Below are 15001 nucleotides of genomic sequence, written 5' to 3' on the forward strand. Positions count from 1 at the left end.
ATGATCACGGACGACCAGCGCTGGTTCTTCCGCCGGGGACAGCTCTCCCGCGACGGCTGGGAGAGCGTCGTCGACGACGCCGTGCCTCGTTGGCAGCACACCGGCATCCGGGTCGCGGAGGTCGGCGACGGCGACGTCCTCGCGCTGGCGGACATCGCCGCCGAGCGCATCATCGTGCCGCTCTCCGGCTCGTTCCACGTGGTGCATCGCCATCATCCGGGGGAGTGGGAAACGCGTCTGAACGGTCGTCGGTCCGTGTTCCACGGCCCGACCGACGTGCTCTACCTGCCGTGCGGTGTGAGTGCCGAGGTGCGTGGGGAGGGGCGGTTCGCCGTCGCCGAGTCTCCCACGGATCGGCGTCGCCCCTGGCGGTACATCCCGGCGGAAGACGTTCCGATCGAGCTCCGCGGGGCGGGCAGATCCAGTCGGCAGGTGCACAACTTCGGCACGCCCGGAGCACTGGACGCCACGCGGCTGATCGTCTGCGAGGTGGTGACGCCGGCCGAGAACTGGTCGTCGTACCCGCCGCACAAGCACGACGAGCACGCCGAGGGACAGGAGTCGCGACTCGAGGAGATCTACTACTTCGAGTCGGCGCCCGCCCGGGGCACGTCGCCGATGCAGCCGGACGCGGCGTTCGGGATGTTCTCGGCGTACTCTTCGCCGGCCGGCGACATCGAGATCGACGCGATGGTGCGCACCGGCGACATCGCTCTGGTTCCGTACGGCTATCACGGTCCCGCGGCGGCGGCCCCGGGCTATGACCTCTACTACCTGAATGTGATGGCGGGGCCGGATCCCGACCGGGCGTGGCTGATCAGTGACGACCCCGCCCACGCCTGGGTGCGGGACAGCTGGGACGACCAGCCGTTCGATGCCAGGCTCCCGTACCGCGACGATGCAGGAGGACCACAGTGATGACGATGACGAGACGGATGACGGTCGGCCAGGCTCTGATCGAGTTCCTCGCGCACCAGTGGACTGTCGACGGCGAGCACAGGGAGCGCACGATCGCCGGCACCGTGGGCATCTTCGGACACGGCAACGTAGCCGGTGTCGGCCAGGCGCTCGCACAGCTCAATGCCACGCAGCCCGACCTGATGCCCTATCACCAGGCGCGGAACGAGCAGGCGATGGTGCACCAGGCCGTGGGTTATGCGCGCATGCACCGCCGTCGGGGCACGCTCGCGGCGGCCGCTTCGGTCGGGCCGGGCGCGGCGAACATGATCACCGGCGCTGCCCTGGCGACGTCGAACAGGATGCCGGCGCTGCTGCTGCCCAGTGACACCTTCGCAACGCGGGTGTCGGACCCTGTGCTGCAGCAACTGGAGCATCCGCACGATCCCGGGATCCAGGTCACGGACGCCTTCCGGCCGGTGTCGCGCTTCTTCGACCGCGTGCAGCGCCCTGAGCAGCTGTTCTCCATCGCGCTCGGCGCGATGCGCGTGCTCACCGACCCGGCCGAGACGGGAGCGGCCACGATCGCGCTGCCCGAGGATGTGCAGGCCGAGGCTTTCGACGTGCCCCTCGAGTTCCTGCAGGACCGCGAGTGGCGCATCCGGCGACCGCTGCCCGAGAGCGCACCGCTCGCGCGCGCCGTCGCCGCCATCCGCTCCGCGCGGCGACCGATCATCGTCGCCGGCGGCGGCGTCCTCTACTCCGGCGCGGAGGACGACCTGCGAGCGCTCGTCGAGCAGACCGGCATCCCGGTCGCGACCTCGCAGGCCGGAGGAGGCGCACTGAAATGGGACCACCCTCAGTATCTCGGCGGCGTCGGCGCCACGGGAACGAGCGCCGCCAATCGGCTCACAGCGGAGGCCGACGTCGTCATCGGCATCGGAACGCGGTACAGCGACTTCACCACGGCATCGCGCACGGCGTTCCAGCACCCGGATGTGCGCTTCGTCAACGTCAATGTCGCGGCGTTCGACGCGTACAAGCACGGCACGCAGCTGCCTGTGATCGCCGATGCGCGCGAGACGATCGTCGCGCTGCGGGAGGCGCTGTCGGACTGGCACGTGGATGCCGCGTACGCCCGGACCGCGGCCGAGGAGAAGGCGCGGTGGGACACGGTCGTCGACGACGCCTTCGCGCCGTCAGGCCGATCGCTGCCGGGGCAGGCCGAGATCATCGGTGCGGTCCAGTCCGCCAGTGCGCCGCGCGATGTGATCGTGCAGGCGGCCGGCTCGCTCCCCGGCGATCTGCACAAGCTGTGGCGGGTCCGCGATGCGCTCGGGTACCACGTGGAGTACGCCTTCTCGTGCATGGGGTACGAGATCGCCGGTGGTCTGGGCGCCAAGCGGGGTCTGCTCGCCGACGGCGACGACCGCGACGTTATCGTGATGGTGGGCGACGGCTCGTACCTCATGCTGAGCACTGAGCTCCTCACCGCCGTCGCGGAGGGCATCAAGATCATCGTCGTGCTCATCCAGAACCACGGGTTCGCATCGATCGGCCATCTGTCGGAGACGGTGGGGTCCGAGCGCTTCGGCACGAAGTACCGCGCATACGATCCCGAGACCGCCAACTTCCAGGGTGATCAAGTGCTGCCGGTCGATCTGGCGATGAACGCGCGCAGCTACGGTCTCGACGTGATCGAGGTCGAACCGACTTCCGATGCGATCGCGGATCTGTCCGCCGCGCTCGCCGCCGCGAAGGCCTCGGATCGCTCCACATTCATCCACGTGAACAGCGACCCGCTGCTGTACGCGCCGGACGGAGAGGGATGGTGGGACGTGCCGGTCGCCGAGACCGCCGAACTGGCCTCGACCCTCAGAGCGCGCTCCGAGTACGACACGCAGGTGACCGCACAGCGACCCCTGCTCGGAGCGATGACGGACGAGCAGGCATGAAGGGCACGGTCGCGGGAGCTCCGGTGAGTTTCGGAGTGTTCGAGCTGACGCCGGAAGGGGCGGAGACCGTCTCTCCGGATGCCCTGTGCGAAGCCCTGCAGAGCACCGGCTATCGCGGCATCGACCTCGGGCCGGCGGGGTTCCTCGGCCGCGGTGACGAACTGCGCGCGCGGCTGGAGCGGTTCGGCCTCGAGCTGGCCGGAGGCTGGGTGCAGCTGCCGTTCAGCGACGATGACGCGTTCGACACGTCTCTGGACGAGCTCGATGACGCGCTGCGGCTGTTCTCGGATGCCGCATCCGCCGGCCCTTCGCGACGTCCGCTGCCCACACTCGCCGACGCAGGTTCGACTGCGCGTTCGGCGGCGCCGGGTCGTGGCGCCCAGGCCGATCCGCTGTCGCAGGCGACGTGCGAGCGGCTGTACCGCAACGTCGAGCGCGCCGCGGGCATCGTGCGCGCCGCGGGTTTCGAACCGACCTTCCACCATCACGCCGGCACCTATGTGGAGTCGCCGGACGAGATCGACGCCTTCCTGGCCCGCTGCGACATCGATCTGACCTTCGACATCGGACACCTCGTGCTCGCCGGGGGAGACCCTGTCGACGGCGCCCGCCGCTGGGGCGATCGCATCAATCATCTGCATCTGAAGGACGTGGATAACACGCGCGTGCGTGAGATCCTCGCCACGGGCGGCGGTATGGCCGAGGTGTGGTCCGGCGGCGCGTTCGTTCCCCTCGGTCGGGGCGACGTCGATGTCGCCGGCGTCATGGATCACATCGCAGGCATCGGCTTCGACGGCTGGGTCGTCGTGGAGCAGGACGTGCTGAACGGTCCCGATGTCGCGATCGAGCATTTTCTGCGGGAGCGGACCGCGGACCAGCGGGCCAACCGGGATGCTCTGCGCACCTGGATCTGAGAAGACTCGACGAGAAAGCAGAATCGCATGACCCTTCGCTTCGGACTGATCGGGACCGGCCGCATCGGACAGGTGCATGCCGCGAACATCGCGGCCGCCGACGACACGGAACTCGCCTGGATCGCAGATCCGTTCATGGACGGCGCCAGCCGGGTGGCCGCACGGTTCGGCGGAACGGTCACAGCCGACCCCGAGGAACTGCTGACCTCGGGTGAGGTCGACGCGGTGCTGGTGGCGTCACCCACGCCGACGCACATCGATCTCATCGCCCGGGCCGTGCAGCTCGGTCTTCCTGTGCTCTGCGAGAAGCCGATCGATCTGGACATCCGGCGCGTTGACGCCCTGCGCGAGACCGTGCGTGCCGCCGACGTGCCGGTCGCCCTCGGTTTCAACCGGCGGTTCGACCCCGCCTTTGCGAGCGTGCGCGCCCGAGTGGAGGCCGGCGAGATCGGGAACCTCGAGCAGCTGACCATCATCAGCCGGGACCCGGCCGCTCCGCCCGCGTCGTACATCTCGGTGTCCGGTGGCATCTTCCGCGACATGACGATCCACGACTTCGACATGGCCCGCTTCTTCCTGCCCGACATCGTCGAGGTGTCGGCGACCGGGACCGCCGCCTTCGACGCAGGTGCGCGTGAGCACGGCGACTTCGACACGGCCGTGGTCACGCTGCGCTCTTCCAGCGGAGCGATCGTGACGATCATCAACTCCCGGCACAGCGCGGTGGGCTACGACCAGCGTCTCGAGGCGTTCGGCGCTCGCGGGGCGCTGTCCGTCGTGAACGCGCCGACCAGCCTGGTCAGTCTTTCCACGGCCGACGCCGTGGAGGCGAAGCCGCCGTACCAGGACTTCTTCCTGGAGCGCTACGCGCAGGCCTACGTCGACGAGCTTCACGAGTTCGTCAAGCTGGTGCGTGGTGAGACAGCCGCATCGCCCGGCTTCGAAGATGGTCGCGCCGCTCTGGTGCTGGCGGATGCCGCACAGCGGTCGGCGACGGAGCGCGTTGCTATCCGGGTCGACCTGAGGAAGTGACCGGCGTGCGGTACCGCTCGGGAACGTCGACGAACGCGGACCGCGGTGACCGGCTCGTGGTGGTACCGGAGGAGATCAGCTCCGCGCTCACAGTCGGCTGATCAGTCATCTGGTACGTCGTGGACCACGAGCGGGTCCCTCAGAACTCGTCCTCGTCGTCTTCCTTGTCGGACTCGTCGAGCCACCAGCGCGCCGACGTCACCTTCGGGTCGAGAGTCAGCCGGCTTACCGCCCGCTCCAGCGGTGCGGGATCGAGTTGAGCGGCCTGCAGCTCGGCGAGCAGGGCGACGTCGCCGCGCTTCGTGTGAGACGTCGTCACCGACTTCAGGTGGTACTCCGGGCGGCTGAGCGTCTGCAGGAGCAGGGCGCGTACGCGGGGTTCCGCCTTGTCGTTGGTCATCACCTCGAAAGCGAAGCTCGACGGATCGACGGGATGGGTGGAACCGCTGGGATGTCGCCCACTGCGACGGTTGACCACCCGGCCGAGCGGGCGCAGGAAGATGTTGGCCAGCACGATCACCGCGGTGCCGGCGAGCGCGATCAGGTACATCCCCGTTCCTGCGAGGCAGCCGATCGCCGCGGAGCACCACAGCGTGGCCGCGGTGTTCAGCCCACGGATGTTCAGGCCCTCGCGGATCATCACCCCGGCGCCGAGGAAGCCGATGCCGGAGACGACCTGGGCCGCGACTCGGGTGGGGTCGGCACTGCCGTCAGGACTGAACCCGTAGGCGCCCATCACGACGAAGAGGGCGGCACCTACTGAGACCAGCGCGTTCGTCCGCAGTCCGGCGAGTCCCGCACGCCATTGTCGTTCGAGGCCGACGGCGGCGCCCATGACCAGTCCGAAGGCGATGCGGACGACGACCTCGAGCTCACTGGGGGAGTTCACAGGGAAGATCTCGTTCGGCAACAAATGTAAGGACATATTGTCATACTATCTCCATGGCGGACGTACGTTCAAGAGTCGTCCGCGACGCGGTAGGAGGAGGGCATGCATGGGAGCGGGGCAGAAGGTCTTCGCGGTGGTCGGGGACGTGCACGGACGATGGGAGCAGATGGCTGCGCAGCTCGAGATCGCGCGCGGATTCCTCGATCGCCCTGAGGACCTCGAAATAATCTTCCAGGTCGGCGATGCCGAACCGACGCTGGGTGAGGAGCAGCTGCAGCAGGTCTACGCCAAGCCTGATCGGCATCAGCTGGGTGACTTCCATCTCGTCGCCTCGGGGGAGGTCGTACTCCCGGCGCCGTTCTATTTCATCGGCGGCAACCACGAGCCTTGGCGGACCCTCGATCGCAATGGTGGCGTCATCCGCGGTGGTCCACCGCTCGCTCCCGGCGTACACTTCCTCGGCCGCAGCGGCGTGGTTGAGGTTGCCGGCCTGCGGGTCGCGTTCCTCTCGGGAATCCGCCGGGTGTCCGGCTTGCTGCTGCGGACCGCCGACGAGCGAGCGGCGCTCACCGATGTGCGGGAGCACGGCTATTTCGTGCAGGACGAGATCGACGTGCTGCTGGAGGCGGGGCAGGTCGACATCCTTCTCGCCCATGACTGGCCTGCGGGGAGCGATTTCGTGCACAAGACGTCCGTCGTCGGCGATGAGGCGATCGCGACCGCTTTGCGACTGCTGCGACCGGCTGCCGCGTTCCATGGGCATCTGCACCGTCGCGACGACTTCTTCATCGACGACATCCCTGTGTTCGCGCGGGGATGCTGGGGGCAGGGAGTGCCCGAGTGGGTGTCGCTGTTCCGGATCGATCTCGCCACAGGCGAGGTGACTCCGTTCCACCATGTCCGCTAGTTGTGCTATTGTCATGACAATCAACCGCGACGGGGTGGTCACCCCTCGCCAGTGGAAGCGCTCCACTGCCCGAGCATAAGGACGTGCTAATGGAACTCCACCAGACTCGAAGGCGAGTCGTAGCCCGATGAGCAGAACACTCCTCGAGGAGCGACAGGTAGAGCCGATGAGCCACGAAGCGCCCCAGGATGCGCCGAAGAGACGAGGCGGCGGCACCGGCTTCGGCTATCGGGCCAGAGTCGCCCTTCGCGAACCCACGACGATCGTCGGGATCCTCGCGCTCGCGCTGTTCAGCTACCTGATCGTCGTCCCGATCATCAGCATGCTGAGCGACGCCGTTCTCGTGCAGTACGGCGACGAGTCCCGGGCGGGCAAGGACTTCGGCCAGTTGACCGCGTACTACCTGCAGCGCGTCTTCGCCTCGCCGCTCTCCGTCGACATCTTCTGGCGGCCGCTCGGCAACACGTTGATGATCGCCGTCGGCGCGATCGTCGTCGCGGTGCTGATCGGCGGCAGCATGGCCTGGTTGCTCAGCCGTACGAACATGTGGGGACGCAAGTGGTTCGCCACCGCCCTGATCGTTCCGTACATGCTGCCCGCCTGGACCTTCGCCCTGGCCTGGACCAACCTGTTCAAGAACCGCAAGATCGGCGGACAGGCGGGATGGCTCGAGTCGCTCGGACTGGAGCCGCCGGACTGGCTGTCCTACGGGCAGATCCCGATCACGATCGTGCTCGCACTGCACTACACGCCGTTCGTGATCCTGCTCTTCGGCAACGCGCTGCGGCGGTTCGACTCCCAGCTGGAGGACTCAGCACGCGTTCTCGGGGCACGTCGCTTCACGGTGACGATGAAGGTCATCCTGCCGCTGATGCGTCCGTCGCTCGTGTCGGCGATCATCCTCATCTTCGCCAAGTGCCTCGGCGAGTTCGGCGTCGCCTACGTGCTGGGCATGCCTGTGCAGTTCGAGGTGCTCTCCACTTCGCTCTACCGCAGCATCTCGTCTCGCCAGACGGGCGTCGCCGCTGTGCTGGCGGGCGCGATCATCCTCATCGGCGTCATCTCGCTGCTCGTGGACGCTCGGCTGGTGAAGGAGGGCAAGCGCTTCGTGACCGTCGGTTCCAAGGGATCGATGAACCGCCTGTCCGACCTCGGACGCTGGCGTCTGCTCGCGACCATCGCGGCCTCCGCGGTGTTCGCCATCAGCGTCGCTATTCCGCTGATCACGCTGTTCCTGTCGACGGTCATGAAGGTGCCCGGGGTGTTCGAACCCGCCAACTTCACCCTTGACTACTGGATCGGGCACGACCTCAGCACCGTCGCGCTGAAGCAGGGCGTGCTGCTCACTCCGGACTTCTGGGCCGCCGCGTGGAACACGCTGTGGATCGTCGGCCTCGCCGCGATCACCTCCGGGGTCCTGGGGCTGCTGGTGGGCTACGTCGTGGTCCGTACTCCGGTGCGCTTCGTCGGCGGCGCGCTGCGGCAGGTGACGTTCTTCCCCTACCTGGTGCCAGGCATCGCATTCGCGGTCGCCTATCTGTCGCTGTTCGCCGTTCCCCGAGGACCGATCCCCGCCCTGTACGGCACGGCAGCGATCCTGGTGCTCGCGTTCATCGCGGAGCAGATGCCATATGCCTCCCGTGCCGGCATCTCGGCGATGATGCAGCTCGGCAAGGAGCCGGAGGAGGCGGCGCAGGTCGCCGGCGCCGGCTGGTGGACACGTATGACACGCATCGTCATCCCGATCCAGAAGGGGTCGCTCGCCACTGGCGTGCTGCTCCCGTTCATCTCCGGAGTGAAGGGCCTGAGCCTGGTGGTGATCCTGGCTGTGCCGGGCACCAACGTCCTCACGACGTACTCCCTGCAGCTGGTCGACTACGGGTACGACCAGGCGGCGAACGCAGTGGTTCTGATGGTGGCGGCTCTCGCCTTCTTCGGAACCCTCCTCGGACAGAAACTCACGAAGAGCAACTTGGCAGAAGGGCTGGGTGGCTGAAATGCCGAACATCACTCTTGAAGGCGTGCAGAAGAACTACGGCGGCAACGGACCGAATGCCGTGGTCGGACTCGATCTGGAGATCGGAGACGGCGAGTTCATGTGCCTTCTCGGCCCCTCCGGTTGCGGCAAGACCACCACGCTGCGGATGATCAGCGGCCTCGAGCACCCGACGGGCGGACGGATCCGCATCGGAGACCGCGTCGTCGACTCGGTGCCGGAATCGATCTACGTGCCGCCGGAGAAGCGCGAGCTGGGCCTCGTGTTCCAGAGCTATGCACTGTGGCCGCACCTCACGATCGAGAACAACGTCGACTTCGGTCTGCGCCTGCGTCGGGTGCCCAAGCCCGAGCGCGAGCGTCGCACCGCGGACGTCATGGACAAGCTGGGCATCGCGAAGTACCGCAAGCGCTACCCAGCCGAACTCTCCGGCGGACAGCAGCAGCGCGTGGCGCTGGCCCGTATGCTCGCCGTCAATCCGGACGTGCTGCTGCTGGACGAGCCGCTGTCGAACCTCGACGCCCGGCTGCGGCTGGAGATGCGCGCCGAGCTGAAGCGCATTCACGAGGAGTTCAACACCACGATCGTCTTCGTCACGCATGATCAGTGGGAGGCGATGACGCTCGCCACCAAGATCGCGGTCATGAGCGAGGGAGAACTGCAGCAGATCGGCACGCCGGATGAGATCTACGCGCAGCCGGCCAACCGGTTCGTCGCCGAGTTCGTCGGCAACCCGCCGATCAACATCATCGAGCTGGCACGAGAGGACAATGGCGGACTCGCGCTGTGGAGCATGCAGTACATCACGCAGCGCTGGGGCGAGTTGCACGGGCTCGGGTCCGTCGGCATCCGTCCCGAGGCAGTGCAGGTCGCGCCCGCGGTGGACCACGTTCCGGACGGTACCTTCAAGGCCCGCGCGGTGATCACCGGTATTCTGCCCACCGGCGGCAGCTGGATCGTCGAGCTCGACGTCGCCGGTCGCAAGATGTTCTCGGTGACCAGCCTCTCGCCGACCTCGTCCGTCGGCGACGAGAGCTACCTCTGGGTGGACCCGTCCGATCTCAACCTCTTCGACGTCGACGGTGCGCGGCTGCCCGTCGATCTCGCCCTGGTCGGTACCGGGGAGGGACTCTGATGAGCAGATCGCGTCGTTCTCTGCTCGCCGCCGCCGCAGGAGCGGTCGTGTTCTCGCTGGCGCTGGCCAGCTGTGCGCCCTCATCGGCACCGAAGCCAGAGGACAGCGAGGCGAGCAGTCCCGAGATCGGCATCCCGGATGCCGACTACAGCCTCGACAAGCTCATCGAAGCGGCGAAGAAGGAGGGCCCGATCGTGGTGCTGGACACCACGGGCAAGATCGTCGACATGGCGAAGGCCTTCTCGGAGAAGTACGGCGTCAAGGCCACCGGCGTGAAGATGAAGGCCGGTGAGCAGGCCGAGGTCGTGATCCGCGAGGGCAGCGCCGGGAACGTGAAGAACGATGTCATCCTGATGCCGGACGTGCCCACCGCGGTGTCGGATCTGGTTCCGCGAGGCTACGTGCAGTCCTGGTTCCCGCCGGACATGGCGGATGTCGTGGACGAGAAGTTCCAGGATCCCGCGATCGTCACGCAGGAGACCAACGTCTGGGCGTACAACACCGAGGTCTACGGCGACACCTGCCCGGTGGACAACATCTGGCAGCTCACCGAGGACGAATGGCGCGGGAGGACCAGCTTCCAGGATCCGCTGCTGAAGAGCGACTACCCGTACTGGTTCAACCAGATGGAGACCTACGGCGACGACCTGGTCGCGCAGGCGTACCAGGACGAGTACGGGGAACCACTGAAGACCGACGAGGACAGCGCGACGGCGGAGTGGGTCAAGCGCCTCGCGCAGAACGCTCCCGTGCTGACGAACTCCGATGACGACGCCGCAACCTCCGCCGGTGCCCCCGGGCAGAAGAACCCGTTCATGGCGTTCATCAGCACTGCGAAGTTCCGCGACAACGCGGACAGCGGCTACAAGCTCGGCACCTGCGCCGGGCTGGCACCCTGGGTGGGCCGGGCGTACACGAAGGTCGCGCTCCTCGCGAACGGCACAGCGAGCCCGAACGCCGCCAAGCTGTTCATCCACTACGTCTACACCGAGGAGGGCATCGCTCCGCAGGTGGCCGACGGCAAGATCTCCACCAACTCCGAGATCGAGATCCCTGCGGACGAGCCCAGCGGACTCGCCGACGTGTGGGAGGACATCCTCGTCTTCAACTCGGAGAGTGCGCAGGACGACTTCAACAGAGTCCAGGACTGGCAGGACTTCTGGCGACTGAACCTCAGCAAGTGACGGCAGCGCCGGGAAGACCCGGCCCAGACGAAGGAAAGAGAACGATGACGTTCAACAAGAAGTATCCGATGCGAGCGGCGATCGCTTTGGCCTCGCTGTCCGTGTGCGCCGTGGGCCTGATGGCCTGCGCGCCGTCCTCCGGGTCGGCGGCACCGAAGGAAGCGGATGTGAAGAAGGTCGAACTCGGCATCAGCGACGAAGGCTACTCGCTCGACAAGCTCGTCGAGGCGGCGAAGAAGGAGGGGCCCATCGTCGTGTCGGACAGCACGGGAAAGATCGTCGATATTGCCGAGGCCTTCACGAAGAAGTACGGAATCGAGGCGACCGGCGTCAAGATGAAGTCCGGGGACGCGGCGGAGGTGGCGATCCGGGAGCACGACGCCAAGAACGTCAAGACCGACGCCTTCATCCTCAGCGACGCCCCGACCGCGCAGCGCGAGCTGATCGAGCGCGGCATCAGCTCGTCATGGACGCCGCCGGACCTCGCCGACAAGTTCGACGACGACATGGTGGATCCGCAGGTGGTCACCAGCGACGTGCTGGTCTGGGGGTACAACACCGAGCTCTATCCGGACGGATGCCCGATCGACAACATCTGGGCTCTGACGGACGATGACTGGACCGGCCACGTCGTCATGGAGGACCCGACGCTGAAGGCGCAGATCCTGTACTGGGTCAACGAGATGGCGGTCGACCACGACGACGAGATGAAGGACTCCTACGAGGACTACTTCGGCAAGGACTACTCTTCGGAGCAGGACAGCGCCGCCGCGGAGTGGCTCATGCGCCTCGCGAAGAACAAGCCCCTGCTGGTGAAGAGCGGCGACGACTCCGCTGAGGCCGCGGGCGCTCCCGGACAGACCGAGGGCTTCATGGGTCTGCTCAGCACCGCCAAGTTCCGCGACAACGAGGACAGCGGCTACAAACTCGGCCTCTGCGAGCACCTCGCCCCGTACTCCGGCATCGGGTACACGAAGGTCGGGCTGATCTCGAACGGCACCAAGAACCCGAACGCCGCGAAGCTGTTCCTGCACTACATGCTCACCGCAGAGGGCATCGCACCGCAGGTGGAGGACGGCAAGTTCTCGGCGAACAAGGACGTGCCGCCGGCAGCGGACGAGCCGTCGGGCATCGCCGAGGTATGGGACGAGGTGTTCCTGCCGTCGAAGGACACTCTCGACAGCGATTTCGACAACCTGCCCGACTGGACCGATTTCTGGACCACCAACAACCACTCCTGACGCGGCTCGCCGCCTCATCCGATCCGAACGGAAGATCACGATGTCATGACTGAAGCACTCCACGAATCCCAGTTGCTGCGCGAGACGGCTATCCGTGCCGCACTCGGCGTCGGCGACCAGCTGCGCACCGCCTTCCGGGCGCCGATGCAGCGGGATTTCAAACGTGACGCGCATGACATCGTGACCGTGCACGACCGGGCGGCCGAGCAGAGCATCACCGAGGTTCTGCTCGGCGCCGGCGCCGACGCCATGATCGTGGGCGAGGAAGGAGGCACCAGGGGAACGGGGCGCGTGCAGTGGCACATCGATCCGATCGACGGGACCTCCAACTTCGCCCGCGGTCTGGCGTACTGGTGCGTGTCGATCGCCGCGGTGGTCGACGAGCAGGTCGTGGCCGGCGTGGTGTTCAACCCGATGACGGGCGACGTGTTCAGCGCGGATCTGACCGGCGCACGGTTGGGTGACGCGCCGTTGACCTCGGCGGCCGCGGCGGAAGAGATCGATGCGACCCTGATCTCGAGCTTCCCCAATCCGAAGGACACCTGGCTGTTCGGCAGGGGGGCCTACGAGGCGCAGTCCCGCCTGGTGGACTCCTTCCAGGCGGTCCGCAACCTTGGCAGCGGCGCCCTGAACCTCGCCCATGTGGCGGCCGGCTGGGCCGATGCCACGATGGGTTTCTACACCAATTCGTGGGACATCGCTGCAGGAGGCTTCATCCTGCAGCAGGCTGGCGGACGCATCCAAGGGCTCGCTGGAGGCGAGGCCCGCGAGCCGTTCCACATCGCACCCGATTACTTCGCCGTCGGCGACGACGCCGACTACCCGACCCTGAGCTCCGTGATGACCACCTGGTCGGCGCGGTACGACGCCGGCGACCCGCCGCCCCGTCCTGACCACTCCTGAGGAGAACACGAATGACCAATCTCATCATGCCCCACGGGCTGCTCGTCGACTTCGGCGGCGTCATCGTCGAGACCACGAACCGCGAGGGATGGCAGGCGGTGCTCGCCCGGCACGTGCACGACGCACTCGAGGCGGCCGGCGCTGCCGCGCGCGCGTTGACGCTCGATGACATCGAACGCGACATCCGCGCCGGTGGAAAGGCTGATTCGCGCTGGAAGGATGCCATGTCGCGGCCGTTCGCGCCGGCCGAACTCACCTACCGGGAGTTCTGGGAGGGGTTCGTCGCCGGAGACTGGCCGACCGCCGCCCGCGAGTACGTGCGGGACAACGCCCGCGAGTTGTGCCGCGTCATGGGCGAGCTCAAGCAGGCGCGGCAGACCCGTCCCGGGTTCATCGAGGTGCTGGATGCGGCGGATGCGGCGTCGATCCCGGTCGTCATCGTCAGCAACACGCTCATGGGGCAGGTGCACCGCGACTATCTCATCCGCAATGACCTGACCTCGCGCTTCGCCGAGCAGATCTACAGTGACGAGGTGCGCGTGCGCAAGCCGAATCCTGAGATGATCCATCTGGGCGCCAAGGCGATCGGCGAGACGGCGGCGCGCTGCTGGTACGTCGGCGACAACTTCGATCGTGATGTGCTCTGCGGCGTGCGGGCGGGCGTCGGCGGCAACATCCTGATGGAGGCGAAGAGCACGTACGACCTGCCTTACGACCTGCCGGTGGAGGCGGACGCGATCGTGGCCGATCCGTGGGGGCTCCGCGACCTGCTGGTCGCCTCGATCGAGCGTGCCGCATGAGCGAGCGACTGCTGGCGGAGTCCCGCCACCTGCGCAACGTCGCCGAAGGTGCCGCCCTCTCGGTGCGCGATCAGCTGCGGGCAGCCTTCCGCGGCACAATGACTGTCGACCACAAGAAGGACGCCCGCGACGTCGTCACGGAACACGACAGGCATGCTGAGCGCGTGATCTCGGCCTACATCCTCGAGCACGAGCCGGACTCGCAGATCCTCGGCGAGGAAGGGGGCGCTGTGGGTGAGGGGCGGGTGTCCTGGTTCATCGATCCGATCGACGGCACGAGCAACTTCATCGACGGGATCGCCTTCTGGTGCGTGTCGGTGGCGGCGGCCGTGGATGGGCGCGTCATCGGCGCGGCGATCCTCGATCCGATGGCTGACGACATGTTCTCCGCCGATCTGGAGGGTGCATGGCTGAACGGCGAGCCCCTGCGCTCGGTCGGACGCGCGAGCGAGGCCGAGGCGACTCTCATCACCGGGTATCCGAACGCGCGGCAGCTCGTCGCGCACGGCGGAGCCGCTCTCACCGACTTCGCCGAGTTGGTCCTGGCCTTCCGGGCGGTACGCCGGCCCGGGAGCGCCGCGCTGACGCTCTCGCACGTCGCTGCGGGATGGGCGGATGCGGCAGCCGGCTTCAACGTGAACCCGTGGGACGTCAGCGCCGCGGAGCTGATCGTGAACCAGGCGGGCGGAATGTACATCCCGCTCGCAGCCGGGCAGAGCGAGCGGCCGGCGCACTCCTATGAGCACCGTGGGTACGTCGCGATCGCAGGCGGCGGGTCGTACCCCACGCTGATGTCGATCGCCCGGGACATCGCCGCCCGGGGAAACGCTCGCTCGGCCGCCGCCACGTCGTCGCCCTGAGGGGGTGTCAGGAGCTGATCGCAGCCGAACGGCCAGCTCGGATCAGGCGCCGCTCAATGCGGTGAGCGCAGCTGATCTGCCGGCCGCAGCGCGGTGTCGGGCAGACAGCCCAGCTCGCCGGGCTGCAGCAGCACGCGCGGCACGTTCAGCACCTCGACCGCACCGCTCGCGCGACGTGCGACGAGAAGGCAGTCGTCGACGTCGCCCATCGCGAAGCCGATCTGCTGATCCTGGACGATGACGGAAGGCTCGAACGCGATCTCGCGCTCGCCGGTCGGCTTCGGCATC

14 protein-coding genes are annotated in these 15001 nt (G+C 67.3%); 12 read left to right on the plus strand and 2 right to left on the minus strand.

What is annotated here, in order from left to right; genetic code table 11:
- From iolB to iolG, 4 genes are read left to right on the plus strand one after another with little or no spacing between them, the layout of a single operon-like run.
- Entirely contained in the window at positions 1-918 is a 918-nt protein-coding gene (iolB, locus tag L2X99_RS16400; protein ID WP_236125823.1) for a 5-deoxy-glucuronate isomerase, read from the plus strand.
- Positions 918-2852 carry a 3D-(3,5/4)-trihydroxycyclohexane-1,2-dione acylhydrolase (decyclizing) gene (gene iolD, locus L2X99_RS16405; protein WP_236125822.1) on the plus strand — a complete coding sequence of 645 codons (1935 nt, stop codon included), beginning with the start codon at positions 918-920 and terminating at the stop codon, positions 2850-2852. The genes iolB and iolD overlap by 1 nt, the downstream gene beginning before the upstream one ends.
- Positions 2849-3766, plus strand: coding sequence for a sugar phosphate isomerase/epimerase family protein (locus L2X99_RS16410; protein ID WP_236125821.1), 918 nt, complete (start codon positions 2849-2851; stop codon positions 3764-3766). Before iolD ends, L2X99_RS16410 begins: the two co-directional genes overlap by 4 nt.
- A gap of 27 nt (positions 3767-3793) precedes the next feature.
- The gene (gene iolG, locus L2X99_RS16415) at positions 3794-4798 is read left to right on the plus strand and encodes an inositol 2-dehydrogenase (protein ID WP_236125820.1); all 1005 of its coding nucleotides are present in this window, start codon (positions 3794-3796) and stop codon (positions 4796-4798) included.
- Positions 4799-4937: 139 nt separating this feature from the next.
- Here the strand turns inward: iolG and L2X99_RS16420 are convergent, their stop codons facing one another.
- Positions 4938-5687, minus strand: a complete 750-nt coding sequence (locus L2X99_RS16420; protein ID WP_236125819.1) for an MgtC/SapB family protein — start codon at positions 5685-5687, stop codon at positions 4938-4940.
- A 106-nt stretch (positions 5688-5793) separates the two neighbouring features.
- On the opposite strand from L2X99_RS16420, the gene L2X99_RS16425 reads away from it, so the two are divergent.
- The 8 genes from L2X99_RS16425 to L2X99_RS16460 all read left to right on the plus strand — a co-directional run bounded on the left by L2X99_RS16425 (position 5794) and on the right by L2X99_RS16460 (position 14713).
- Entirely contained in the window at positions 5794-6594 is an 801-nt protein-coding gene (locus L2X99_RS16425; protein ID WP_236135406.1) for a metallophosphoesterase, read from the plus strand.
- Positions 6595-6760: 166 nt separating this feature from the next.
- A complete protein-coding gene (locus L2X99_RS16430; protein WP_236135407.1) occupies positions 6761-8590 on the plus strand; it encodes an ABC transporter permease in 1830 nt (609 codons plus the stop codon).
- Position 8591: 1 nt separating this feature from the next.
- The gene (locus L2X99_RS16435; RefSeq protein WP_236135939.1) at positions 8592-9725 is read left to right on the plus strand and encodes an ABC transporter ATP-binding protein; all 1134 of its coding nucleotides are present in this window, start codon (positions 8592-8594) and stop codon (positions 9723-9725) included.
- Positions 9725-10909: an ABC transporter substrate-binding protein gene (locus L2X99_RS16440; RefSeq protein WP_236135408.1), complete on the plus strand. Its 1185-nt coding sequence runs from the start codon at positions 9725-9727 to the stop codon at positions 10907-10909. The genes L2X99_RS16435 and L2X99_RS16440 overlap by 1 nt, the downstream gene beginning before the upstream one ends.
- Before the next feature lie 44 nt (positions 10910-10953).
- Complete coding sequence (locus tag L2X99_RS16445; protein WP_236125814.1) at positions 10954-12150, plus strand: ABC transporter substrate-binding protein; 1197 nt, start codon at positions 10954-10956, stop codon at positions 12148-12150.
- Between the two features lie 45 nt (positions 12151-12195).
- Positions 12196-13053 carry an inositol monophosphatase family protein gene (locus L2X99_RS16450; RefSeq protein WP_236125813.1) on the plus strand — a complete coding sequence of 286 codons (858 nt, stop codon included), beginning with the start codon at positions 12196-12198 and terminating at the stop codon, positions 13051-13053.
- Positions 13054-13064: 11 nt separating this feature from the next.
- Positions 13065-13853, plus strand: a complete 789-nt coding sequence (locus L2X99_RS16455; protein ID WP_236135409.1) for an HAD family hydrolase — start codon at positions 13065-13067, stop codon at positions 13851-13853.
- Complete coding sequence (locus L2X99_RS16460; RefSeq protein WP_236135410.1) at positions 13850-14713, plus strand: inositol monophosphatase family protein; 864 nt, start codon at positions 13850-13852, stop codon at positions 14711-14713. The genes L2X99_RS16455 and L2X99_RS16460 overlap by 4 nt, the downstream gene beginning before the upstream one ends.
- 53 nt (positions 14714-14766) lie before the next feature.
- Here L2X99_RS16460 and L2X99_RS16465 read toward each other — a convergent pair whose 3' ends face one another.
- Positions 14767-15000 carry a hypothetical protein gene (locus L2X99_RS16465; RefSeq protein ID WP_236125810.1) on the minus strand — a complete coding sequence of 78 codons (234 nt, stop codon included), beginning with the start codon at positions 14998-15000 and terminating at the stop codon, positions 14767-14769.
- Position 15001: the final 1 nt, after the last annotated feature.

The organism is Microbacterium sp. KUDC0406, assembly GCF_021582875.1.
GTDB lineage: Bacteria > Actinomycetota > Actinomycetes > Actinomycetales > Microbacteriaceae > Microbacterium.